The organism is Flavisphingopyxis soli (assembly GCF_007995095.1).
Lineage (GTDB): Bacteria > Pseudomonadota > Alphaproteobacteria > Sphingomonadales > Sphingomonadaceae > Flavisphingopyxis > Flavisphingopyxis soli.
In genome coordinates this window covers 94,039-116,624 of record NZ_VOPY01000002.1, presented here as the reverse complement: position 1 = coordinate 116,624, position 22,586 = coordinate 94,039, and the positions used below count along the sequence as shown (strand labels likewise).

The following is a 22,586-nucleotide window of genomic DNA, read 5'->3' as shown; positions in this document are numbered from 1 at the left end:
TCCGCGCCGCAATCGATCAGGCGACCTGGCGTTCGTCGCGCGAGATGTTGTGGCGCCGCATCTTTTCGACAAAGGTCGTGCGCTGGACATCGACGAGGCGCGCCGCCTGGGCGATCACGCCGCCGCATTCGACGAGCGCATCGACCAACAGCCGGCGTTCTTCGGCCTGCAAATGGTCCTGAAGCGAGAAACCTTTGGCGAATTCGACATTGGCGACCATTGCCTCGGGGCGATCGGCGGTATGGAGGAACATCGGCACGACCGACGTTTCGGCGAGGAGAAGTTCGACCTCTTCGCGGCCGATCGTCTGGCCCGGAAAGAAAATCCCGGCGCGTTCGACGACATTGCGCAGTTCGCGCACGTTACCCGGCCATTTGTAGGCGGCTAGGCGTTCGATCGCCGCTTCGCTCAGCACCGGGCGTTCTTCGCCGGGTTCAATCAGGCTGATGAAATGCGCGACGAGCGGGCCGACATCCTCGGGACGCGCGGCCAACGACGGAATCTTGATGGGAATGACGCACAGGCGGTAGAACAGGTCCTCGCGGAAGCCGCCGTTGGCGATTTCCTGCTGCAGGTCGCGATTGGTCGCGGCAATGATGCGGACGTCGACCGGGATCTGCTTGGTCCCGCCGACGCGGCGGATCGAGCGTTCCTCGATGACGCGCAGCAGCTTGACCTGGAGCGAAAGCGGCATCTCGCCGATCTCGTCAAGGAACAGCGTGCCGCCATTGGCCTGTTCGAACAGTCCTACATGGCGGCCGGTCGCGCCGGTGAAGCTGCCGCTTTCATGGCCGAACAGCTCGGATTCGATAAGGTCGGCGGCGATTGCGCCGCTATTGACTGCAATGAAGGGCTGTTCGTTGCGCGGCGAGGCGCGATGGATGGCCTGGGCGACGACTTCCTTGCCGCAACCCGAAGGTCCGGTGATCATGACGCTCGCCCGGGCATTGATCGAAAAGCGGATCATCGTGCGGACTGACGAAATTGCTTCGCTGTCGCCAATCACGAGTTCGGATATCATCTTATGTGGCACCGGCATCCCCCATCAGTCTTCTTGTTCTTATCGGGAACCGGGCGGGCTGTTTGAGTGGCCCTGCGATCCGCTGAGACCGAAGTAGCGAGATAATGGTTAACGAAACCTTTAACCGGTGCCTAAGTGCGGAAAAAACTTGCCTATTTGCGGCAACATCTTGCCGAAACGCGCGGAAATCCGTCAATTGCGCTCAGAATGTCGGCGGCAGCGAATTGCCGTCGACCAGAGCTTCTGGCGAATTATCCAAAGCCGCGATCACTTTGATTCGGGAGGCGGGCGCAAAAACTAGGTATTTTATTCACTTGGGCACGATTCTTCCCAAGCGATCGCGGTTGCTCGCCTTTACCATCGGGTGTTTAGACTGTTTTAATCGTACCGGCATAAGGTGACGGGATGAAACGAGAAATCCCTATCGACCAGCTCCAGATTGGCATGTTTGTCGACTCCGTCGGCGGATCGTGGTTTTCTAACCCCTTCTGGCGCAGCCGGCTCAAGATCAAGACGAGCGAGCAGATCACAGCATTCGTCGAGAGCGGGATCGAGAGTCTCGTCATCGACACCGACCTCGGCATCGACGTCGCTGACGATAGCGCAACACCCGACGTCCAGCCCGTTGCCCCTCCAACACCTGCGCCACGCGCATCCCAGGCTCGCTTCGCATCGCCCAAGGCGCCGCGAACGTTCGGCAAGCGCGAACGCGCCGCAGAGACGATCGACACGTCTAAGCGCCTGGTGAAAACCCTGTTCGACCAGGTCCAGTCGGGTGCCGCGGTCGATCTTTCGCTCGCCGACACGGTCGCCGAAGACATTTGCAACGCCGTCGTCCAGGACTCGGTGACGCTGATCAACATGCTGCGACTGAAGAACAAGGATGAATACACCTATCTCCATTCGGTCGCGGTCTGCACGCTGATGATCAAGCTGGCGCGGCAACAGCGCCTTGCCCAGGATCACGTCGTCCGCCTGGGTGTCGCCGGATTGCTCCACGACATCGGCAAGATCGGCGTCCCGCTCGATATTCTCAATAAGCCGGATGAGTTGACCGAGAGCGAGTTCGCGATCGTCAAGGAACATGCCGTGAAGGGCGCCGCCCTCTTGCGCGAATTGCCCGGCGTTTCCGATTGCGCGATCGAAGTGTGTCTCCACCATCACGAACGGATGGACGGCAAGGGCTATCCCGAGGGGCTGTTGGGACCGAAAATCAGCCTGCCTGCGCGGATGGGCGCGATCTGCGACGTATACGATGCGCTGACCTCCGAGCGCTCGTACAAGGAGGCGTGGTCGCCGCAACGTGCGGTCGGCGAAATGCAGAACTGGGACGGATGTTTCGATCCCGACCTGCTCTTCACCTTCTTCCAGGCGATCCGCGTCTTCCCGCTGGCATCGGTGGTCAAGCTCGATACCGGCCAGCTCGCGGTGGTCATGCCCGCCAAGACCGACAATTCACCGCCTCTCGTGCGGACGTTCTACGACACGCTGCGCGACACGATCGAGCAGCCCGAGGACCTAGTCCTGGGTCTTCGCGCCAACCATGCGCACATCGTCGCGAACGAAGATCCGCGGACCTGGCGCGCCGAAGACCCGGCCTCGCTGATCGAATATGTCATGCAGCCGGTCGGCACGATCAATCGCACCGTCCTGCAGCACATGTGGAACGGACCCGTTGTGGTTCCGCCAATCATTGCGTCGGAAGAAGACGAGACATCACCGCAAGCGTTCACTTGGAAAGCCGCCTAGCAGCCAACTAGACCGAAGGCACGATCGCGCGCTCGCCGAAGCCGGCGGGCGCTGCGTTGACGACCACCCAGCGCAATCCCATCAGCAGGGCGAACCAGAGCGTGTCGTTGAGCCCGATCGTCGCGACGATGTTGGGCGCAAACGTGTCGATTCCGCCGGCGAACTGCGCCAACGCGAACAGCGAGCCTTCATAGACGCCAAATGCCGCGACAAAGCCCGCGGCCATTGCAGCGACATCGTTCGTCGTGTCGCCAACCCACTGCGTGATCGCGCTGCGCACGAAGCGCGCTGCGACCAGCGCGGCGACGCTGGCGCCGAGCAATGCGGCACCCCAGCCGATCGAATATTGCGTCACCGGATAGTTCATCAGGCCATAGCCGATCGCCTGATTGAGCAGCCAGACGAGGCCGATCGCGGCCAGTGCGCGGCGGATGTCGAGCGTGAACGCGGCGACCGCGGCGGTCGCGGCAAAAGGCAGCACGCAGGCGGCGGCGGGCGCGCCGGCGACGGTCGCCACCGCGAGGACACCGGTCCACAACAGCGCCTGGTTCGATTTGGTCATCGTCATCTCTTCACTCCTTGATGCCGGTCAGAACCGGGCCTTGATGCCTATATACGCGCTGCGACCGGGCGTCGCATAGCTAAAGACGTCTTCATAGTCTGCAGAAAGCAGGTTTTCGATCCGCGCGAACAGCGTGACGCGCGCGTCGAGGTCGTATCGCGCGCTCGCATTGATCAGCAGATAGTCGTCGAGCGTCACCGTGCGCGGCACGTAGGACGGATCGGTGAAGGCGACGTCGCGCTGGCGCCCGGTATAGCGCGCGACGAGCGTCGCAGCGAAACGGCTGGCCGCTGGCGTCCAATCGACCGCCAGGCTTGCGCTGTGCGCCGGACGCCGGACCTCCTCGACGCCGTTCTCTCGCGCGTGCAGCCAGGTATAGGCCCCGTCGATCCGCCAGGCCGGACTCAATTGCGCCTTCGCATAAGCTTCGACGCCGCGCTGGCGCGACACCTCGGCGCGATTTCCCGGCGTCGGCACAAAGCTTGGCGGCGGGTAGGTGATGAAGATCTCGTCGGTCAGGCGGCTCTGGAACCAGGTCGCGCCGATCGTCACGCGATCCGCGGCGAAGCGTTGCTCGATCCCCGCTTCCCAGCCGGTCGTGCGTTCGGGCTTCAGCCCAGGGTTGCCGATGAAGCGCCCGTCGAAATAGCCGTAGAGCTCGTAAAAACCGGGATTCTTGACGCCGGTGCCGAACGCCGCGTGGACCCGCGTATCGGCGGCGATGCGAACCGATCCGTTGAAGCGATATGTCGTGACGTCGGCAAAGCGGTTGTTGACGTCGTGTCGGACCGCCGCGCCGAACGCGAACGCCTGACCCATCGTCAGCGCATATTCGCCGACGAGCCCGAGATTGTCGAAATCGCGCTGCCCGGTAAACGCCATGCCGGTCGGGTCGGTATTGCGCGCGGTTTCGCGCTCGGCATCGATCGCCAGCGTGACGCGATGCGCGACGGAGCCCGCGGCGAAGTGGAGCGTGCTTTCATACGATCCCTTGTAGCGCCGACCCTCGCTGCCCGAACTGCGGACATCGCTGCGATAGGTGTCGCGCACGCTGTCGGCGACCTGCGCGCTCACGACCTGTTTCCACTTGCCGTCGGCAAGATCGATCTCGCCGCGCAGCAACGCGTAGCGCGCCGAGTTGACGAAGCGCAGCCCCGGCGTATCGACGATCAGGCCGAAATCGGGGCTGGCGGGATCGCTTCCGACATCGTTGAAGTCGCCCGCGTTGCGCGCATAGCGCAATACAGCGGTCAGGCGCGCGTTGGGAGCGACGGCGAGGTTCGATTTGAACGCCAGGCCGCGGCTCTCGCTGCCGAGATTGCGGCTGCCGCCGCGCGCGCCCGGGCTGCCGTCGCTCGTCGTGTAGCTGCCCGTCAGCGCATAATCGAACGCGCCCGAATCCCCTGCCCCGCGCGCGGCTGCGCCGAACGAGCCGAACGTTCCCGCCTCGGCGCGCGCGCTCAGTCCGGGTGCATCGCGTCCCGACGCAGTGATATACTGGACGACGCCGCCGATCGCGTCGGAGCCATAGAGTGCGCTTTGCTGGCCGCGCAGCACCTCGATCCGAGCGCCCGGTTCGGCGGTCAGGCCGGCAAAGTCGAATTCACCCGCGAACGGATCGGACACCTCGATCCCGTCGATCAGCACGAGGACGTGGTTCGCCTCGCTGCCACGTAGGCGCAGCTGCGTCTGGCCGGGGGTCGCGCCGACCGCAACGCCGGGCACGTCGCGCAGCAGTTCGGCAACGCTGCGCCCCTCGCGATGGTCGATCGCGGTGGCATCGATGACGGTCACCGAATTTCCGCTGCGGTCGATCGGCTCAACCTCGCTCGACCGCGTCGCGGTGACGACGATTTGTGTGTCGGAGGCGGTATCGTCGGGCGCGATGGCCTGCGCCCAGCCGGGCGCGGCCTGCGCCAGCACCGCTGCCGTTGCCAGATACTGTAGCGATTTCATGCGTCGTTTCCTCTCGCGTTGTCGATCCGGACGACACAGCGCCTTCCGGACATCGCTCACGCGAGGAAAACCCTCGTCCGCCCGGCACACCCGTCCGCGCGAAGGAACGACGCGATGGGCAGGTCTCCTGGCTCTCGGGTCGCCGCCCGCGTCGCGCCTCGCCTTCCCGGATGTCTCCAGTGGCAAAGAGGCGCTTGGGCTCTCCGATGACAGTTGCGGGAGCAGCGCCGGATTGGGTCTGGTGACCGCACCGGCTTCCCTTTTGCTTCCCCCGGCTAAAGGGGAACCCATCACATGCGTACGATTTTAGGCCGCTTGGGCGCTCTCACGCAAGAGCGGATTGTCCCGACAGCGTTCAGGCTGAGCCCGTCGAAGCCCCCGCGAGCCGCTTCGACGAACTCAGGGTGAGCGCAAGTCGATAATTATTTCGCGCGCGTCAGCCGCACGATGAAGAAGCCGTCGGCGCCGCCCTCTTCGGCGAGCATCGGCGGCGCAATCCTGAGCCAGCCCTCGGGCGCGATGGTCATCCCCGGCGCAACTTCGTCGGCCGCGATCGCGTCGATCGACCAACCGTCATGCGCGGCAACAAAGGTCCTCGTCTGCGCCTCGCCTTCGGCGGGCTCAAGCGAGCAGGTCGCGTAGATCAGGCTGCCGCCCGGCTTCACCCATTGCGCAGCGCGCGCGAGCGTCGCGGTCTGCAGTTCGGCCAGCGCGGCGATATCGTCGTCGCGGACGCGGTAGAGGACATCGGGATGGCGGCGGAAAATGCCCGTCGCGCTGCACGGCGCATCGAGCAACACCGCGTCGGCTTGTCGCTCGGGCTGCCATTCGAGGATATCGGCGGCGGTCGTGGCGACCGTCAGGCCCGAGCGCGCGATATTTTCTGCCATGCGTTCGAGCCGCTTGGCCGACTTGTCGACCGCAACCACATTCCATCCGGCGGCGGCGAGTTGCAGGCTCTTGCCGCCCGGCGCGGCGCACAGGTCGAGCACGGTCTTGCCAGCGCCGCTCCCGAGCAAGCGCGCGGGGATCGCAGCGGCGATATCCTGGACCCACCAGGCGCCCGCGTCATAGCCGTCGAGCGCGGCGATCGATCCGGGCGTATCAAGCCGGACATGTCCGGGCATCAGGCTCGTCCCGCCGAGCGTCTGCGTCCATTGTGCAGTCCCGCCCGCGTCGCGCAGCGTCAGGTCGATCGGCGGCTGGTGGCCGAACGCCTCACTCGCCGCGGCGACCATCGCATCGCCCCATGCTGCCTGCCAGCGTTCGACGACGGGCTGCGGCAATTCGGCGATCTCGGGCAGCCTTGCTTCCGAGCGGAAGATCGTGCCGAGGACGCCGTGCGCCAGCCGGCGGGGGCCGCCCTCGAGCAGCGGCAGCGCGGTCGCGAGGATCGCGTGCGGCGGGGTCGCCATCTTGAAATGCTGGACGAGCGCGAGGCGCATGACCGATCGCACCTTGACGTTGCTGTCGACCGGATTGCGCATCGCGCCGTCGATCAGCGCGTCGAGCGCGGGCAAATGGCGCAGCACCTCGATCGCGATGGCGATGGCGAGCGCACGGTCGGCCTGCGCCGGCATGCCCTGCGTTGCGCCGTTGGCGACGCGGTCGAGCGACTCGCCGCGATGGAGCACCGCGTCGATGATCTTCAATGCCGCGCGGCGTGCGGGAAGGCCCGGCACCTCGCGCGTTTCGGTCTCGCGCTTGGGGCGCGGCCGTTTCGGCCCACGCCAGGCCTGCGATTGATCGGGACGGTTCTGTCGGGGAGGATGCGCCATCGCGCCGCCCTAGGCCAGCGCGAGCGGCGCGCCAAGCATTTGCGCGCATGCGCGGCCTTTCGCCAAGTGGGCGCAACGCCTATATCGATGCCATGACCGACGATCCCCTGACCGACGATGCCACTTCCCGCCCTCGCGCCACCAAACGCCCCGATACGGTGCAACCGCCGGCGCGTTGGACCAACACGCCGCCGCCCAAGCCGGCGCGCGTAGATCTCGACAACGATCCGCTCGGCACCAACCCGGTTCGCTATGGCGACTGGGAACGCAACGGCATCGCGATCGATTTCTAGCGCCGGCTCAGGCTGACGCTCGGTGTACGGTCAAGCCGGGCGCAAGATTGCGGGTAACGCCTGCTTGCCGTAAATCTCGGCAAAGCGCGCACAGGCGAAGCGATCGGTCATGCCCGCGATATAATCGGCGATATGACGCGCGCGGCCGGGCTGCGCGCTCGGCAGGCGATCGAACCAGTCGGCGTCGATCAGCTGCGGATCGTGCGCATAGGCATCGTACAGCCCCGCGATCACCGTTTCGGCGGCATCGGCGGCGGCGAGTTGCGCATCGTGATGGTAGAGATTGGCGTACATGAACGATTTGAGCGCGCGTTCGTCGCGCGCCATCTGCGACGAAAAACCTGCGATCGTCCGGCCGGCATTGCGCACGTCGTCGACGCTCGCGGGGTTGGTCTCGGCAATCGTCGCCCTGGTCTGTTCGATGACGTCGTTGACCATCGCGCCGATTTGCGAGCGGACCAGTTCGCGCGCGCGCAATTCTTCGGACACATCGGGATAGGCCGCGCTGACACGTTCCCACGTCGCGGCGATGAATGGCTCCTCGGCGAGCAGCCGGTCGAGCGTCAGCAGGCCCGCGCGCAGACCGTCGTCGATATCGTGATTGTCATAGGCGATGTCGTCGGCGACCGCGGCGACCTGCGCCTCGAGCGAGGCATGAGTGCCAAGGTCAAGCGGAAATGCGGCGTCGGCTTCGGCCAGCGCCCAGCCCGGCGCGGTCACCGGACCATTATGCTTGGCGAGGCCTTCGAGCGTTTCCCAGCTGAGGTTGAGCCCGGCAAAGCGCGGATAGGGGCTGTCGAGCAGCGTCACCATACGCAGCGTCTGGCCGTTGTGATCGAACCCGCCATGATCGGCGAGTGCAGCCTTGAGCGCCTTTTCGCCGGCATGGCCGAACGGCGGGTGGCCGATGTCGTGCGCCAGGCAGAGCGCTTCGGTCAGGTCCTCGTTGAGGCCGAGCGCGCGTGCAATCGTGCGCCCGATCTGCGCGACTTCGAGGCTGTGGGTCAGGCGGACGCGATCATGATCGCCGTCGGGCGAAATGAACACCTGCGTCTTGTGGCGCAGGCGGCGAAACCCGGTCGAATGGATGATGCGGTCGCGGTCACGCTGAAAGACGTCGCGTGGGCCGCGCTGCTCGCCCGAAGGACCCGGTTGGGCATGCTGCCGGCCCCGGCTGTCGGCGGGGTTAGAGGCATAGGGCGAGCGGGTCTGGAGGTCGGTCACGCCGACCCGCCTATCACTTGCCCGGAAGCTTTTCGACCTCCAAACCGTCGGTGCTCGACCAGGTGAACGAATCGCCGCCCGCCTTGCGATAACCGGCGTCCCAGGCCTTCGCTTCCTTCAGGCTGTCGAACGGTCCGACGACGAGGCGGCGCGTCTGGCCCCATTGCGACGTCCAGCCGTCCTGTCCCTTGAACTGTTCGGGATATTTCTTGGCGAGGCGACGGAAATCGAACGCCAGCGCCTTCGCTTCGCCGCCGGTTGCGACCTGGACCCAGAAGCGCGCCGGATTGGCCGCCTTGGCCAGTTTCTCGGCCTTCTTCGCATCGGCTTCGGCCTTCGCCTTGGCGTCGGCCTCCTGCTTGGCTTTCGCCGCTGCCTGCGCCTTGGCCTTCTCGACCGCCGCGCGCTTTTCCTCGGCCGCTTGCTCGGCGAGCGTCTCCTGCTTGATCCGCTCGAGTTCGGCGGCACTTAGCGCCGCCGTCGGCGGACGCTCCGAAGCTGGAGCCACGTCGATCGCGTTGACGATATCGAACAGCGACTTTTCAGGTGCTGGGGCGATCGCGGTCGGGCTCGTTGGGCCATAGACCGACGTTGGCGTAGCGGTCGGCGCGCTTGGCATCGTGCGCGGCGCAATCGTGATTTCCTGCGCCGGCGGCAGCGACGGCGTTGCGCTGGCGCTCGCGTTACCGCTGAAGCCCGGCTGGACCACCGACGACGGCGGCAATTGCGTCGAGCGGATCGGCTCGGCGCGCTGGGCAATCTCAGGCATGGCCGGCGGCGGGCTCGGCGTGGGTGTCGGTGTCGGAGGAACGATCCGCGGACTGGCGGAGGCGACGACGGTCGGCTGACTGCGCGCCACGGTCGCAGTACGGACCGGCGGCGGAAGCGCCCTCGCCGCACTTTCTCGCTGGGCCTTTTCGCGCTGGGCCTGGTCGCGCGCGGCACGGCGCGCGGCGTCGCGCTCGGCCCGCGTCGGCTTGCGGGTCGAGGTCGGCGCTGGAACGCGCGTGTCGGCCGACGCGAGGCGAACGTCCGAAGGCGCCAGCGGCCCGGTGGGAAATCTGCCCAGATGCACCGCGGCGGCCTTTTGCACCGGGGTCAGATTGTCCATTCGCGCAAGATAGGGTTTGATCCCGCGCGCCAGGTCGACCGGCATCATCGCATCGACGGTTTTTGCGGCTTCGTCGGTCTGGCCGTTCATCGCGAGGATAAAGGCTTGCGCACGCCAGGCGGCGCGATCCTGGCTCGCCAGCAGCGGGTTGAGGATTGCCAGCGCCGCCTTGCTGTTGCCGGCAATGCCCATCGACAGCGCGTAATTGCGCGTCAGCGTCGGATCGCCCGGCTTGATCGCGAGCGCGGCGCGATAATCGCGCTGTGCCGCGGCCCCATCGCCGCTGAGTTCATAGGCCAGCGCGCGCTCGCCGAGATAGGTCCGTTCGCGTGCGCCGAGGCTTTCCGCTTCGCCGAAATAGCGCAGCGCCTGGTCGTCCTTGCCGATCCCCATCATCGCCGCGCCGAGCGCCGATTTGACCCGCGCCTCGCGCGGCATGGCATGTTCGGCCCGCGCTAGAAAACCGAGAGCCGCCTGCGGGTCGTTGAGAGCGATTGCCGCCTCGCCCGCATCGAGCAGCGCGTAGCCGTTGTTGCCGTCCTGCGCGATCCGCGACAGCGCACCGGCGAGCTTCTTCTGCGCATCGGCGCGTTCCTGGAACGCTGCGCGTTCGGCGGGCGTGGCGACGTGGGCTGGCTGCACCTGGGCGCTGGCGGGCACAGCGATCGCCACTGTCACCAGCGCAAGCGCGGGGAAGCGGAACAGGGGATGGAGAAGCGAAGTCACCCGATCACTATACCGTCGCAGGCTGAATAGCGCGCAACACAGCCCGCAGCCGGTCGCGAAAGCGGCACCATCCATCCTGTCGCACCCGTCATGCCGCCGACCGGCACCAGCCTATTGATTGTTCTGCCGATTAAGGAAGCGCGGGATTTCGAGGGCATCGCCATCGTCGTCGCCGCCGTCGCTTTCGGCATCGCTCTTGGGGGCGCCGCGCGAAAGCCGCGACATCCGTTCGAACAGCGTCCCGCCACCCTTGGCACTCGATGCTGCAGGAGCTGGCGTCGTCGGGCTGTCGAGGACCAATTCGTCGTCGGCCGGCGCGGGGCCTTGCTGCCCGTCATCCTGGCTCTGGCGCAGTCGATCGCGGATCGACAGGCCCGGAATCGGTTCGGGCGCAGTGTCGTCGTAGGTCGGGATCGCCTGGCGTTTGGGCGTAGCGGCCGGCCGGAACGGCGGGACATCGTCGGACGATGAGCTGTCCACCTCGTCGGAAAGCTCGAGCGGTTCGGCATCTGCGTCGGCGCTTGAGCCATGATCGGCTCCAGATCCGGTGTCGTCGTACGATGGCGTTGCTTCTGGCTGGTGCGGCGCGGCAGGCGCAAAGCCCTGGCGCGGCGGCGGCGCATCGTAGGAAACGCCCGTGTCTTCGTCGGCGCCATCGTCGAAGCCGTGATCGCTGGCAAAGCCGGTCGCCTGATCGGCGCTGCCATCGGCGGAATCGCTTGCGGTGACGGCGTCGTCATCGGCAGGCGCTTCGTCGATGCTCGTCGGCGCAGTTTCGGCGGGAGCTTCCGGTGCCTGCTTGCGCGGCGGGAACGAGAAGGCGCGGCTGACCGGCGCGCGATCGGCATCGGCGTCGGCATCGATGCCGGTCGCGACGACCGAGACGCGGATCTTGCCTTCGAGGCTGTCGTTGAACGCCGAACCCCAGATGATGTTGGCTTCGGGATCGACCAGCTCGCGAATGTGGTTGGCGGCTTCGTCGACTTCCATCAGGCGCATGTCTTCGCCGCCGGTGATCGAGATGATGACCCCCTTGGCGCCGCGCATCGATACGCCGTCGAGCAGCGGATTGGCGATCGCCTTTTCGGCGGCTTCGAGCGCACGGCCGTCGCCTTCGGCTTCGCCGGTACCCATCATTGCCTTGCCCATTTCGTGCATGACCGAGCGGACGTCGGCGAAATCGAGGTTGATCAGGCCCGGCATGACCATCAGGTCGGTGATGCCGCGAACGCCCTGCTGGAGCACTTCGTCGGCCATCTGGAACGCTTCCTTGAAGGTCGTGTTCGGATTGGCGACGAGGAACAGGTTCTGGTTGGGAATGACGATCAGCGTGTCGACATTGGCCTGCAGTTCCTCGATCCCGGCATCGGCCGAACGCATCCGGCGCGAACCTTCGAAGGTGAACGGCTTGGTGACGACGCCGACGGTCAGGATGCCGCGGTCGCGCGCGGCCTTGGCGATGACCGGAGCAGCACCGGTACCGGTGCCGCCGCCCATGCCCGCGGCGATGAAGCACATATGCGCGCCCTCGAGCGCCTGCTCGACCGAAAGGATCGTTTCCTCGGCGGCGGCGCGGCCGATTTCGGGCCGCGAACCGGCGCCAAGTCCCTGGGTGATATCGGGGCCGAGCTGAATACGGCTTTCGGCGGCCGACGCGTTGAGCGCCTGGGCGTCAGTGTTGGCGACGATGAAATCGACGCCTTCGACGTTCGCCGCGATCATGTTGGCGATCGCGTTGCCGCCCGCCCCACCGACGCCGATAACGGCGATCCGTGGCCTCAGTTCATCGACTTCGGGCGGTCCGATGTTGATACCCATGGCCTGAATTCTCCCCTCGCCCGCCGGTCTGGCCGGGACTGTTCACTTGTGCATCGCGCGCGCCGCGCAACGGTTGCAGAATCAATGCACTAAACGAGGGCCGGAATCACCATAAAAATTAACCTTATTGCATCGTTTGGCCTAAAAATTCCGCCGGAACGCCTTCATCAGCCGCGCGAGAACCGGACCACTGCCGCCAGCGGTCTCGTCGATATTGCGCGTTCCGATCCGGCGCAGGTCGATCGGGTCCTTCGCCGCGTAGAGCACGAGCCCCGCCATCGTCGCAAAAGCCGGGCCGCTATGCGCCTCGGGCAGCGACGACAGGCCACGCGGGCGACCGATCCGCACCGACCGGCCGAGCGCGCCCTGCACATAGTCGGCCATGCCTTTCATGTCGGCGCCGCCGCCGGCAAGGACGACCTGGCGCCCGACCGGGCCACTATAGCCCATCTCCTTGAGACACTTGCCGATTTCGCCGATCATGTGGTCGAGCCGTTCGCGAATGACCGTGATCAGCTGTGCACGCGTGATCTGGCGGCGCGGCTGGCCGCTGTCGCCCGCCTCGATATCGACCATGTCGTTGTTGTCGCGCGGGCTCGGCATCGCCGATCCGTAAAAGCATTTCATCCGCTCGGCCTGGCTGCGGCGAATGCCGAAGGCGCTGGCGATATCGTCGGTGATCTCCCCCGCGCCGAACGGCAGCGACGACAAGGCGACGAGCATGCCCCCGGCGAACAGCGAGATATTGGTCACCGCCGCACCGATCTCGACGAGCGCGACGCCCAGGTCGCGTTCCTCTTCGGACAGGCAGGCAAGCCCCGTCGCGACGGGCGCTGCAACGATCGATTTGACGTCGAGATGCGCCGCGCGGACGCACATTTCCAGATTGCGGACGGGCGGACCGTCGGCGAGCACGATATGGATATCGACACCGAGCTTGTCGGCGTGGAGACCGATCGGGCTGCTGACGCCTGCGAGATCGTCGAGCGTGTAGAGCGCGGGTTCGGCATGAAGGATCATCCGCCCCTCGGGATCGATCGAAGCACGCCCCGCCGCGAACAGCGCATCGACATCCTCCTGTTCGACGCGATGGCCCGACAGTTCGACCTCGGCGCGCGCGGTGTCGCTCGACAGGCTGCCCGCCGAAAAGCCTACCCAGACATGCTCGATATTGATGCCCGCAATCCGTTCGGCCTGCTCGATCGCCTCGCGCACCGCCTGTTCGGCCTTGTCGCGATCGACGACGTAGCCGCGCTTGATCCCCTGGCTCTGGCGCTGGCCGGTGCCGAGCACGGTCAGCCGGCCGCTTTCGTCCTCGCCCGCGATCAGTGCGCAGACCTTGGCCGATCCGATGTCGATCCCGGTAAACAGGCGTTCGTAGCGCGTAGCGGCCATGGCTTATTCCTCGCCGCTGTCGGCGGCGGGTTTGTCCACGGGCTTGGCCGCGACACGCTCGCCGGGCAGGAAGACGAACTTGTCGGGATCGCGCATGTCGAAGCGGACGATACCGCGGCCGAGCAGGCGATTGGCGCCGTCCATCCGGGCAAAGTCGATCAGCGCCGCCTTGGCCTCGCCATCGCCTTCGGGCAGCGCGAGCGTTTCGCCCGACTGGAAGCGCAGGTCCCAGCGCCGGTTACCGACCCAGGTCGCACCCGCGACCAGCGGCCGCAGCGCGGGGACTTCATCGAGCAGCTTGTCGAGCTGCTTGGTCTGGCGGTTGGCATTGGGACCGATGACGAGCGGCAGGTCGGGCGCGTTGCGCGCATTGACGCGCTCGAGCACGACGCCGTTCTTGTCGATCAACGCAAGTTTCCGGTTGTTCTGCCACACCGCCGAGGGCGTGCGCTCGACGATATCGACGACGAGAGTATCGGGTAGCCGGCGCGATACGCGCGCATCGGCGATCCAGCCATATTGCATGAGATCGCGGCGGACCTCGTCGAGATCAACCGCCGCCATCGAACGATTGCGCTGGTTGAGCGCGATTTCATAGACCTTGGCCTGGTCGATCCGGTCGACTCCGACGACCTCGACCCGGCGCACTTCGAACCCGGCGCGACCGACCGCCTTTTCGGCCTCTTCGGCGATCTTCGCCGATACGCCGCTGACATTGGCGGCAACGACGACGAGGACGACGAGCAGCGACAGTATCACCAGCGTCGCGATGCGTTGCAGCGTCGCCCGGCTCACCGGCAGCGCGCCCAGCACCGCATCGACGCGCGACCCCTGCGTCTTGCGCCGCGCGGGCTTGCGCCGCGGCGCGGGTTTGGCCCGCTTGCCGCGTTTGATCTTCGCGGTCGTCATCGCGCCTCGGCGCCGGCCAGCGCCTCCTCGACGATCCGTTCGACCAGCTCGGCATAATCGATCCCGGCATATTTCGCCTGTTCGGGAACGAGGCTCAGCGGCGTCATGCCCGGCTGGGTGTTGGTTTCGAGCAGGAAGATGCCGTCTTTGCCCTGCGTTTCATCCCAGCGGAAATCAGAGCGCGACGGTCCCTTGCAGCCGAGCAGTTCGTGCGCGCGCATCGCCAGCTCCATCATATAGTCGGCGATCTCAGGGTCGATCTCGGCGGGGCAGACATGCTGCGTCAGGCCGTCGGTATATTTGGCGTCGTAATCGTAAAAGCCCTGTGTCGGCTTGAGTTCGGTCACCGCGAGCGCCTTGCCGCCGACGACCGCGACGGTAAGCTCATGCCCCGCGACGAACGGCTCGGCGAGCAGTTCGGGAAATTCCTGCCACGGACCCTTGGCGTCACGCGCGATGGGATTGCCATAATTGCTCGCATCGGTGACGATCGCGACGCCGACCGACGAGCCCTCGTTGACGGGTTTCAGGACATAGGGGCGCGGCAAGGGATCGCCTTCGTACAGGCTGTCCGACGCGACGATCCGACCCTTGGGCATCGGAATGCCGTGCGGCACGAGCCGCTGCTTGGTCAGTTCCTTGTCGATCGCGATGACCGAGGTGACGAGCCCCGAATGCGTATAGGGCACGCCCATCAGGTCGAGCATCCCCTGGACGGAGCCGTCTTCGCCGGGAACGCCGTGCAGTGCATTGAACACGCAATCGGGTCGCGCCCCCGTGATCGTCGCGGCGACGTTGCGGTCCATGTCGATCCGCGTGACACGATGGCCACGGCTTTCGAGCGCGTCGGCGACGCCCGTGCCACTCATCAGCGACACCTCGCGCTCATGGCTCCAGCCGCCCATCAGGACCGCGACATGCCAAGGCCCGCGGCTCATGCCCGGTCCCCCACGCGCTGGATTTCCCAATGCAGCTCAACCCCAGCCTTGTCCTTCACGCGCCGTCTTACCTCTTCGCCCAGGGCCTCGATCTCCGTCGACGACGCATCGCCGGTGTTGATCAGGAAATTGCAGTGTTTCTCGCTGACCTGTGCGCCGCCGATCGTCAATCCGCGACAGCCGGCATCGTCGACCAGCCGCCACGCCTTGTCGCCATCGGGATTCTTGAAGGTCGATCCGCCGGTCTTGGTGCGCAGCGGCTGCGTCGCCTCGCGCGCTTCGGCGATGCGGTCCATTTCGGCCTGGATCGCTGTTTTGTCTCCCGGAGTTCCGCGCAGAGTTGCAGCAACAACGATCGCCTGTTCGGGCAGCTCGCTGTGGCGATAGCTGTAGCCAAGCTCTGAACAGGCCAGCGTGCGCCGCTCGCCCGAGCGCAGGACGATCTCCGCCGACACCAGCACATCGGCGACCTCGCGGCCATAAGCGCCGCCGTTCATGCGGACGAAGCCGCCGACGGTACCGGGAATGCCGCGCAGGAACTCGAGCCCCGCGATGCCCGCATCGCGCGCCGCAGACGAGACCGCGATCCCCGACGCACCGCCGCCGCAGCGCAAGGTCGTCTCGTCGATCGCTTCGATTGCGCCCATGGGCTTGGCAAGCCGAACGACAACTCCGCGCACGCCGCCGTCGCGAACGATCAGGTTCGACCCCAGGCCGAGGCCCATGACGGGCATGGCGGGATCGAGCGCGCGCAGGAATTCGGCGAGGTCGTCGGCGTCCTTGGGTTCGAACAGCCAGTCGGCGCGCCCACCCGCCTTGAACCAGACGAGCGGCGCCAGCGGTGCGTCGGGCGTGAGCTTGCCGCGGACTCCCGGCATTTCGGCCAGATCAGCCATCATCGCGTCTTCACCGCGTGGATCGCATCGGCGAGCCCGGCAGCGGTCCTGGTAATGTCACCCGCGCCGAGGCAGACGACGAAATCGCCCGCCTTGACCTCGTCGGAGAGACGCTCGGCGAGGTCCTCGGGCGAGGCAACGGCGTACGCGGCGTGGTGACCGCGATCGCGCAGCCCCGCGACCAGCGCTTCGGAATTGATCCCTTCAATCGGATCCTCGCCCGCCGCGTAGACGGGCAGCGCATAGACCGCATCGGCATCGTTGAACGCCTGGCGGAACTCGTCCATCAGATCGCCGAGCCGCGAAAACCGGTGCGGCTGGACGACCGCGATAACGCGCCCGCCCGGCTGGCCGACGAGTCCTTCGCGCGCCGCCGACAGGACCGCACGAATCTCGACCGGGTGGTGGGCATAATCGTCGATAACGAGCGCGCAGCCGTCGCCGCAGGCGATCTGTCCGACCTTGGTAAAGCGCCGTTTGACGCCGTCGAAGTTGGCAAAGCCGTTGCACACGACATCATCCGAACAGCCCATGTGGAGCGCGACCGCAATCGCCGCGAGCGCGTTCTGCACGTTGTGTCGACCCGACATCGGTAACGACACGCCCTCGATCGTGCGTTCGCCGCCGTCGCGATCGCGCACGACGACGTCGAAGCGATTGCCGCCGAGCGCCGGCTGGATGTTGACCCCGCGAACATCGGCCTGCGCCGAAAAGCCGTAGGTGACGATCCGCCGATCGCGGATGCGCGGAATGATCGCCTGGACCTCGGGATGGTCGAGACACAGGATCGCAGCGCCATAGAACGGCACGTTCTCGATGAATTCGATATAGGCCTCCTTGGCCTTGTCGAAGTCGCCATAGTGATCGAGATGCTCGGGATCGATGTTGGTGACGACCGCGATCGTCCCGTCGAGCCTCAGGAAACTGCCATCGCTCTCGTCGGCCTCGACGACCATCCAGTCGCTCGCACCGAGCCGCGCGTTCGAGCCGTAGCTGTTGATGATGCCGCCGTTGATCACCGTCGGGTCGATCCCGCCCGCGTCGAGGATCGCCGCGACCATCGATGTCGTCGTCGTCTTGCCGTGCGTGCCGGCGATCGCGACGGTCGATTTGAGGCGCATCAGCTCGGCGAGCATTTCTGCGCGGCGAACGATCGGGATGCGCCGCGCGAGCGCCGCCTCGACCTCGGGATTGCCGCGCCGCACCGCAGTCGAGGTGACGACCACTGCCGCCTCGCCAAGGTTTTCGGGATCGTGGCCAATCGCGATGGCGATGCCTTTGGCGCGCAGGCCTTCGGTGACATAGCTGTCGGCGATGTCACTGCCCTGCACGGCATAGCCGAGATTGTGCATCACCTCGGCGATGCCCGACATGCCGATGCCGCCAATGCCGATGAAATGGATCATCCCGATGTCGGTACCAACAGCCTTCATGTCGCAAGTGCTCCGCTGGCCGAAGGCGTGCCGCGCTCGATCCGGATGACGTCCATCAACGGTTCGCCTCCGGCATTTTCGACGAGGTCGGCAAGGTCGCGCGTAGCGTTCGGGCGACCGCATTCGAGCGAACGCATCGCTGCGTTGGCGAGCGCGGAGGGCGACAGCGCGAGTTTCTGCACCTGCTTGGCGAGCTCCTTGGCGGTAAAGGCGCGTTGCGGGATCGCCCGCGCGGCGCCAGCGGCAACCATTTCGCGCGCGTTGACGCTCTGGTGATCGTCGGTCGCGCCCAGCAGCGGCACGAGCACCGCGGGCCGTCCGGCAGCGGTCAGCTCGGCCAGCGTCGATGCGCCAGCGCGGGCGATGACGAGATGCGACCAGCCTAGCCGCTCGGGCAAATCCTCGAGATAGGTGGCAAGGTCGGCGGCGATGCCGAAGGCAGCATAGCGTTCGCGCACCGCATCGATATCTTCGGCGCGGCACTGCTGCGTGACCTGCAAGCGCGAGCGCAAACCCTCGGGAAGCAGCGCCAGGCCGTCGGGAACGACTTCGGACAGGATGCTCGCGCCCTGGCTGCCGCCGGTCACGAGGATCCGCAGCACGCCGTGTTCGTCATAGGCCGGAAATCCCTTTCCCCTCAGCGCGACGACGCTCTCGCGCACCGGATTGCCGACGAGGTGGACCTTGCTGCGCGCCTTGGCGGGGACCCGCTCGACGCTCTCGAACGAGGTCGCGATGGCATCGACCTGCTTGGCGACGAGGCGATTGACCCGGCCCAGCACGGCGTTCTGTTCGTGGACCAGCGTCGCCACCCCCGCCTTGCGCGCAGCGAGCAGCGCGGGCAGCGCAGGATAGCCGCCAAAGCCGATCACCGCGGTCGGCTGAAAGGTGTCATAAAGGCGCAGCGCCATGTCGCGCCCGCGCTTGATACCGATCAGCGCCTTGAGCCAGCCGATCGGACCGCCCGCGAACCGTCCGGCGGGCAGCATGTGGACCTGACCCTTTTCGAACGCGCCGGGAATCTTCGCACCGCGCTCGTCGGTGATCAGCGCGACGTGATGGCCCCGCGCGATCAGCTCTTCGCCGAGCGCGTAGGCGGGGATCATGTGCCCCCCGGTACCGCCCGCGGCGAGAACATAATGGCGGCTGACACTCATTGCGGATTCCAGTCGTTGTCGAGGGTGGAACGCGACAGATAGGGATTGCGGCGGGTCAGTGACAACAGCAAACCCATGCCGAGCCCGAGCGCGATCAATGACGAACCGCCATAGCTGATAAACGGCAAGGTCATCCCCTTCGACGGAAACAGCTGCGTATTGACCGCCATGTTGATGATCGCCTGCCCGCCGAATTGCGTCACGAGGCCCGCGACCGCGAGGATCGTGAACTGGTCTTCCTCGTCGAGCAGGCGCAGCAAAACGCGGATGATGATCGCAAGATAGAGGCAGGCGATCGCGACGCAGGCGATCAGGCCGAATTCCTCGCCGATTACCGAAAAGATATAGTCGGTATGCGCCTCGGGCAGCGCAAACTTGGCAATTCCCGCGCCCGGCCCGGTACCGATCAACCCGCCGCCGGTCAGCGCCGCATGCGCCTTTTCGACCTGGAAGCTGTCGCCCTCGCCGAACAGCCAGATGTCGATCCGCGTCGTCGCGACGGGATAGAAGAAATAGGCCGAAACGAGCCCGGCGAGCCCGGCGCCGATCAATCCGCCGACGATCCGGAACGACATGCCGGCAACGACCATCAGGACCAGCCAGCTCGAACAGAAGATGATCGTCTGGCCGAGATCGGGCTGGTTGAGTAGCAGCAGCGCGATGACGGTGGTCAGCGCGAACGACAGCGGCACGACCGGCAGGCTATCATCCTCGACCTTGAGCGACAGCGTCCAGGCGAGCGTGACGACAAAGAACGGCTTGAGGAATTCGGACGGCTGGAGGCGGAACACGCCGCTGCCGATCCAGCGCGCGGCACCGTTGACCGTCGTCCCGAGGATCGGGACGAGGAACAGCAGCGCGAGGAATACGAGTGTCGCATAAATGGCGAGCCGGCGGGCCTGCGCGCGCGGCAGCATCGACACAACCAGCATCGCCGGAACCGCGAGGAGCACCCACAATATCTGCCGATAGAGATAATAAAGCGGCGCGATCGTCGTCGCCGCGGTCGACTGCTTGGCCGCCGCGACGGGCGAAGCGGCAGCTACCGCGACGAGGCCGATCGCGATCAGGATCGTCAGCAACAACAGCAGGACGCGGTCGATTTCCCAGAACCAGATGCCCAGCGCACTGCGGTCGGCGCGGCTGAGGCGCGGCCCGCTATGCGGCTTGGCCCCGCCGAACAGAGGCGCGGCAACAGGCGCAACGCGGCGGCGCGGTTGCGGGCGATCGTCGCTCATCGCGGCGCCACCGGGCGCGCACCGGGCGCAAGCGAGACGGTCAGCGCGCGAAACGCATCGCCGCGCGCTTCGTAATCCTTGAACTGGTCGAACGATGCGCAGGCGGGCGAGAGCAGGACGACATCGCCGGGCCTGGCGCGATCGATCGCGTGCTTGACCGCGGTGCCGAGCATTTCGCATTCCTCGACCGCGACGCGCCCGTTGAGCGCGGCGGCGAACATCGCGCCCGATTCGCCGATCGTATAGGCGCGCGCGACATGGCCGATCCAGTCGCCGCACTCGCCCAGCCCGTCTTCCTTGGCGATGCCGCCGACGATCCAGTGGATGCGCGGATTGGGCATCGGCGGCCAGGCGGCGAGCGCGGGTGCGGCGCTCGCGGCGTTGGTCGCCTTGCTGTCATTGACGAACAGGACGCCGCTCGCCTCGCCGACCAGCTCCATCCGGTGCGGCAGGCCGGCAAAGCTGGCGAGCGCGGCCTCGGCCGAGCTGCGCCGGATGCCGAGCGCGTCGGCGATCGCCAGCGCGACCGCGATGTTCTGGGCATTATGCGGGCCCTGCAGCGCGGGCCAGTGCGACTGGTCGCCGGTCTCGGCAGCGCGGACGCGGCGGACGCCGTCGATCGTGTCGGCAAGCCGCGTCGTTTCGGGCCCGTCGACCGCGATGATCCTGGCATGGCCGCTCGACTGCATCGCGAACAATCGCGCCTTCGACGCGATATAGGCGGCAAAGCCCGAATAGCGGTCGAGATGGTCGGGCGACAGGTTGAGCAGGGCGGCGATATCGCAATCGAGGCTGCGCGTCAGGTCGATCTGGTAGCTCGACAACTCGAGGACATAAACGCCGCCGGGGCCAAGCGGATTCTGCCCCATGATCGGCAGGCCGATATTGCCCGCCATGCGCACCGGGCGACCGGCATTGCGGACGATGTGCGCGACCAGCGCGGTGGTTGTCGATTTGCCGTTGGTGCCGGTAATGCCGACGACCTTGTGGACGGGAAGGTCCGGCCGGGCGAGCGCGAACAGTTCGATGTCGCCGATGATGGGAACACCCGCGGCTGCGGCGCGCCCGGTGATCGGATGGCGGTTGAGCGGCACGCCGGGCGAGACGACGATGCCGTCGAAACCGGCGAGGTTGATCTCGGTCGGATCGGCGATCGTGGCGAGATGACGCACCGCGGCGCGCGCATCCTCGCGCGTGTCCCATGCGGTAATCTTTGCGCCGCTCGCGCTCAGCGCCTCGACCGTGGCGAGGCCCGAGCGCGCGAGGCCGAGCACGGCATAATGCTTACCGGCAAAGGCCGGGCTGACGATCACCGCAGCTTCAGCGTGGCGAGACCCGCCAGCGCCAGCACGATGCTGAAGATCCAGAAGCGGATGACGACCTTCGATTCGGGCCAGCCAAGCTGCTCGAAATGGTGGTGGATCGGCGCCATGCGAAAGACACGTCGCCCGGTGCGTTTGTAGACGAGCACCTGGATGATCACCGACAGCGCCTCGATGACGAACAACCCGCCGACGATACCGAGGACGATTTCATGACGCGATGCGACCGCGATCGTCCCGAGTGCGCCGCCCAAGGCGAGGCTGCCGGTATCGCCCATGAAGACCGAGGCGGGTGGCGAATTGAACCAGAGAAAAGCGAGCCCCGCACCGATGATCGCGCCGCACACGATCGCCAGTTCGCCCGCGCCGGGGACATGCGGAATACCGAGATAGGTCGCGAATTTGCTGCTGCCGACGAGATAGACGATGACCATGAAGGTCACGCTGGCGATCACCACCGGCATCGTCGCGAGGCCGTCGAGCCCGTCGGTCAGATTGACCGCATTGCCGAAGGCGACGATCGTGAAAGCGGCAAAGACGAAATAGAACGGCCCGAGATCGATGCCGGCGTTGCTGATGAAGGGCAGATAGAGCAGATGCGGCGCGTCGCGCAGGATGATCCACGCGGCCGCGCCGGCGATCGCGAATTCAAGCAGAAGGCGCAGTTTTGCAGGGATCCCGCGATGGCTCGCCTTGGCGACCTTGTCGTAATCGTCGATGAAACCGATCGCGGCAAAGCCAAGGGTGACGAGCACCGTCGCCCACACAAGGTGGCTCTTCAAATCCATCCAGAGCAGCAGCGACACCGCAATCGCGATCAGCATCAACAGCCCGCCCATCGTCGGCGTGCCCTGTTTGACGAGGTGCGTCTGCGGGCCGTCGCTGCGGATCGGCTGTCCCCTGCCCTGCTTGCGGCGCAGCAAGCGGATCAGCCACGGGCCGATCAAAAGGCCGATCAGCATCGCGGTCGCGACCGCCGCGCCCGAGCGAAAGGTGAGGTAGCGGATGAGGTTCAAAACACCAGGGAAGCCGAGTGTTTCGGCCAGCCAATACAACATGT

17 protein-coding genes, 1 pseudogene and 1 riboswitch are annotated in these 22,586 nt (G+C 66.1%); of the genes and pseudogenes, 2 read left to right on the top strand and 16 right to left on the bottom strand.

The annotated features are described in order from the left end of the window. Window positions 1-16 precede the first annotated feature (16 nt). Window positions 17-1,021, bottom strand: coding sequence for a sigma-54 interaction domain-containing protein (locus FSZ31_RS07135; RefSeq protein WP_236643715.1), 1,005 nt, complete (start codon window positions 1,019-1,021; stop codon window positions 17-19). Between the two features lie 405 nt (window positions 1,022-1,426). Here FSZ31_RS07135 and FSZ31_RS07130 point away from each other — a divergent pair, with 405 nt between their 5' ends. Beyond that, a complete protein-coding gene (locus FSZ31_RS07130; RefSeq protein WP_147122698.1) occupies window positions 1,427-2,770 on the top strand; it encodes an HD-GYP domain-containing protein in 1,344 nt (447 codons plus the stop codon). A gap of 7 nt (window positions 2,771-2,777) precedes the next feature. Here the strand turns inward: FSZ31_RS07130 and FSZ31_RS07125 are convergent, their stop codons facing one another. The 3 genes from FSZ31_RS07125 to FSZ31_RS07115 all read right to left on the bottom strand — a co-directional run bounded on the left by FSZ31_RS07125 (window position 2,778) and on the right by FSZ31_RS07115 (window position 7,066). Beyond that, window positions 2,778-3,338, bottom strand: a complete 561-nt coding sequence (locus FSZ31_RS07125; protein WP_147122697.1) for a hypothetical protein — start codon at window positions 3,336-3,338, stop codon at window positions 2,778-2,780. A gap of 21 nt (window positions 3,339-3,359) precedes the next feature. Continuing rightward, window positions 3,360-5,288, bottom strand: a complete 1,929-nt coding sequence (locus FSZ31_RS07120; protein ID WP_147122696.1) for a TonB-dependent receptor plug domain-containing protein — start codon at window positions 5,286-5,288, stop codon at window positions 3,360-3,362. Window positions 5,289-5,388: 100 nt separating this feature from the next. Continuing rightward, window positions 5,389-5,594, bottom strand: a riboswitch (cobalamin riboswitch). Window positions 5,595-5,710: 116 nt separating this feature from the next. Further along, window positions 5,711-7,066: an RsmB/NOP family class I SAM-dependent RNA methyltransferase gene (locus FSZ31_RS07115; protein WP_147122695.1), complete on the bottom strand. Its 1,356-nt coding sequence runs from the start codon at window positions 7,064-7,066 to the stop codon at window positions 5,711-5,713. A 92-nt stretch (window positions 7,067-7,158) separates the two neighbouring features. Here FSZ31_RS07115 and FSZ31_RS07110 point away from each other — a divergent pair, with 92 nt between their 5' ends. Next, complete coding sequence (locus tag FSZ31_RS07110) at window positions 7,159-7,359, top strand: DUF1674 domain-containing protein (RefSeq protein ID WP_147122694.1); 201 nt, start codon at window positions 7,159-7,161, stop codon at window positions 7,357-7,359. A 30-nt stretch (window positions 7,360-7,389) separates the two neighbouring features. Here the strand turns inward: FSZ31_RS07110 and FSZ31_RS07105 are convergent, their stop codons facing one another. From FSZ31_RS07105 to mraY, 12 genes and pseudogenes are all read right to left on the bottom strand, one after another. Beyond that, entirely contained in the window at window positions 7,390-8,583 is a 1,194-nt protein-coding gene (locus FSZ31_RS07105) for a deoxyguanosinetriphosphate triphosphohydrolase (protein ID WP_147122693.1), read from the bottom strand. A 13-nt stretch (window positions 8,584-8,596) separates the two neighbouring features. Continuing rightward, window positions 8,597-10,420 (bottom strand): SPOR domain-containing protein, encoded by a 1,824-nt coding sequence (locus tag FSZ31_RS07100; protein WP_147122692.1) that lies wholly within the window; start codon window positions 10,418-10,420, stop codon window positions 8,597-8,599. A gap of 765 nt (window positions 10,421-11,185) precedes the next feature. After that, a pseudogene (ftsZ, locus tag FSZ31_RS13135) lies at window positions 11,186-12,238 on the bottom strand (cell division protein FtsZ); the annotation flags it as partial. A gap of 141 nt (window positions 12,239-12,379) precedes the next feature. Continuing rightward, a complete protein-coding gene (gene ftsA / locus FSZ31_RS07090) occupies window positions 12,380-13,633 on the bottom strand; it encodes a cell division protein FtsA (protein WP_147122690.1) in 1,254 nt (417 codons plus the stop codon). Between the two features lie 3 nt (window positions 13,634-13,636). Continuing rightward, a complete protein-coding gene (locus tag FSZ31_RS07085; protein ID WP_147122689.1) occupies window positions 13,637-14,542 on the bottom strand; it encodes a cell division protein FtsQ/DivIB in 906 nt (301 codons plus the stop codon). Next, a complete protein-coding gene (locus tag FSZ31_RS07080; protein WP_147122688.1) occupies window positions 14,539-15,480 on the bottom strand; it encodes a D-alanine--D-alanine ligase in 942 nt (313 codons plus the stop codon). Before FSZ31_RS07080 ends, FSZ31_RS07085 begins: the two co-directional genes overlap by 4 nt. Further along, window positions 15,477-16,376, bottom strand: coding sequence for a UDP-N-acetylmuramate dehydrogenase (gene murB, locus FSZ31_RS07075; RefSeq protein WP_147122687.1), 900 nt, complete (start codon window positions 16,374-16,376; stop codon window positions 15,477-15,479). The genes FSZ31_RS07080 and murB overlap by 4 nt, the downstream gene beginning before the upstream one ends. Then, window positions 16,376-17,809, bottom strand: coding sequence for a UDP-N-acetylmuramate--L-alanine ligase (gene murC / locus FSZ31_RS07070; protein ID WP_147122686.1), 1,434 nt, complete (start codon window positions 17,807-17,809; stop codon window positions 16,376-16,378). Before murC ends, murB begins: the two co-directional genes overlap by 1 nt. Further along, window positions 17,806-18,966 (bottom strand): undecaprenyldiphospho-muramoylpentapeptide beta-N-acetylglucosaminyltransferase, encoded by a 1,161-nt coding sequence (gene murG, locus FSZ31_RS07065; RefSeq protein ID WP_147122685.1) that lies wholly within the window; start codon window positions 18,964-18,966, stop codon window positions 17,806-17,808. Before murG ends, murC begins: the two co-directional genes overlap by 4 nt. Next, window positions 18,963-20,204 carry an FtsW/RodA/SpoVE family cell cycle protein gene (locus FSZ31_RS07060; RefSeq protein ID WP_147122684.1) on the bottom strand — a complete coding sequence of 414 codons (1,242 nt, stop codon included), beginning with the start codon at window positions 20,202-20,204 and terminating at the stop codon, window positions 18,963-18,965. The genes murG and FSZ31_RS07060 overlap by 4 nt, the downstream gene beginning before the upstream one ends. Then, the gene (gene murD / locus FSZ31_RS07055; protein ID WP_147122683.1) at window positions 20,201-21,517 is read right to left on the bottom strand and encodes a UDP-N-acetylmuramoyl-L-alanine--D-glutamate ligase; all 1,317 of its coding nucleotides are present in this window, start codon (window positions 21,515-21,517) and stop codon (window positions 20,201-20,203) included. Before murD ends, FSZ31_RS07060 begins: the two co-directional genes overlap by 4 nt. Then, a complete protein-coding gene (gene mraY / locus FSZ31_RS07050) occupies window positions 21,514-22,584 on the bottom strand; it encodes a phospho-N-acetylmuramoyl-pentapeptide-transferase (RefSeq protein WP_147122682.1) in 1,071 nt (356 codons plus the stop codon). The genes murD and mraY overlap by 4 nt, the downstream gene beginning before the upstream one ends. Window positions 22,585-22,586: the final 2 nt, after the last annotated feature.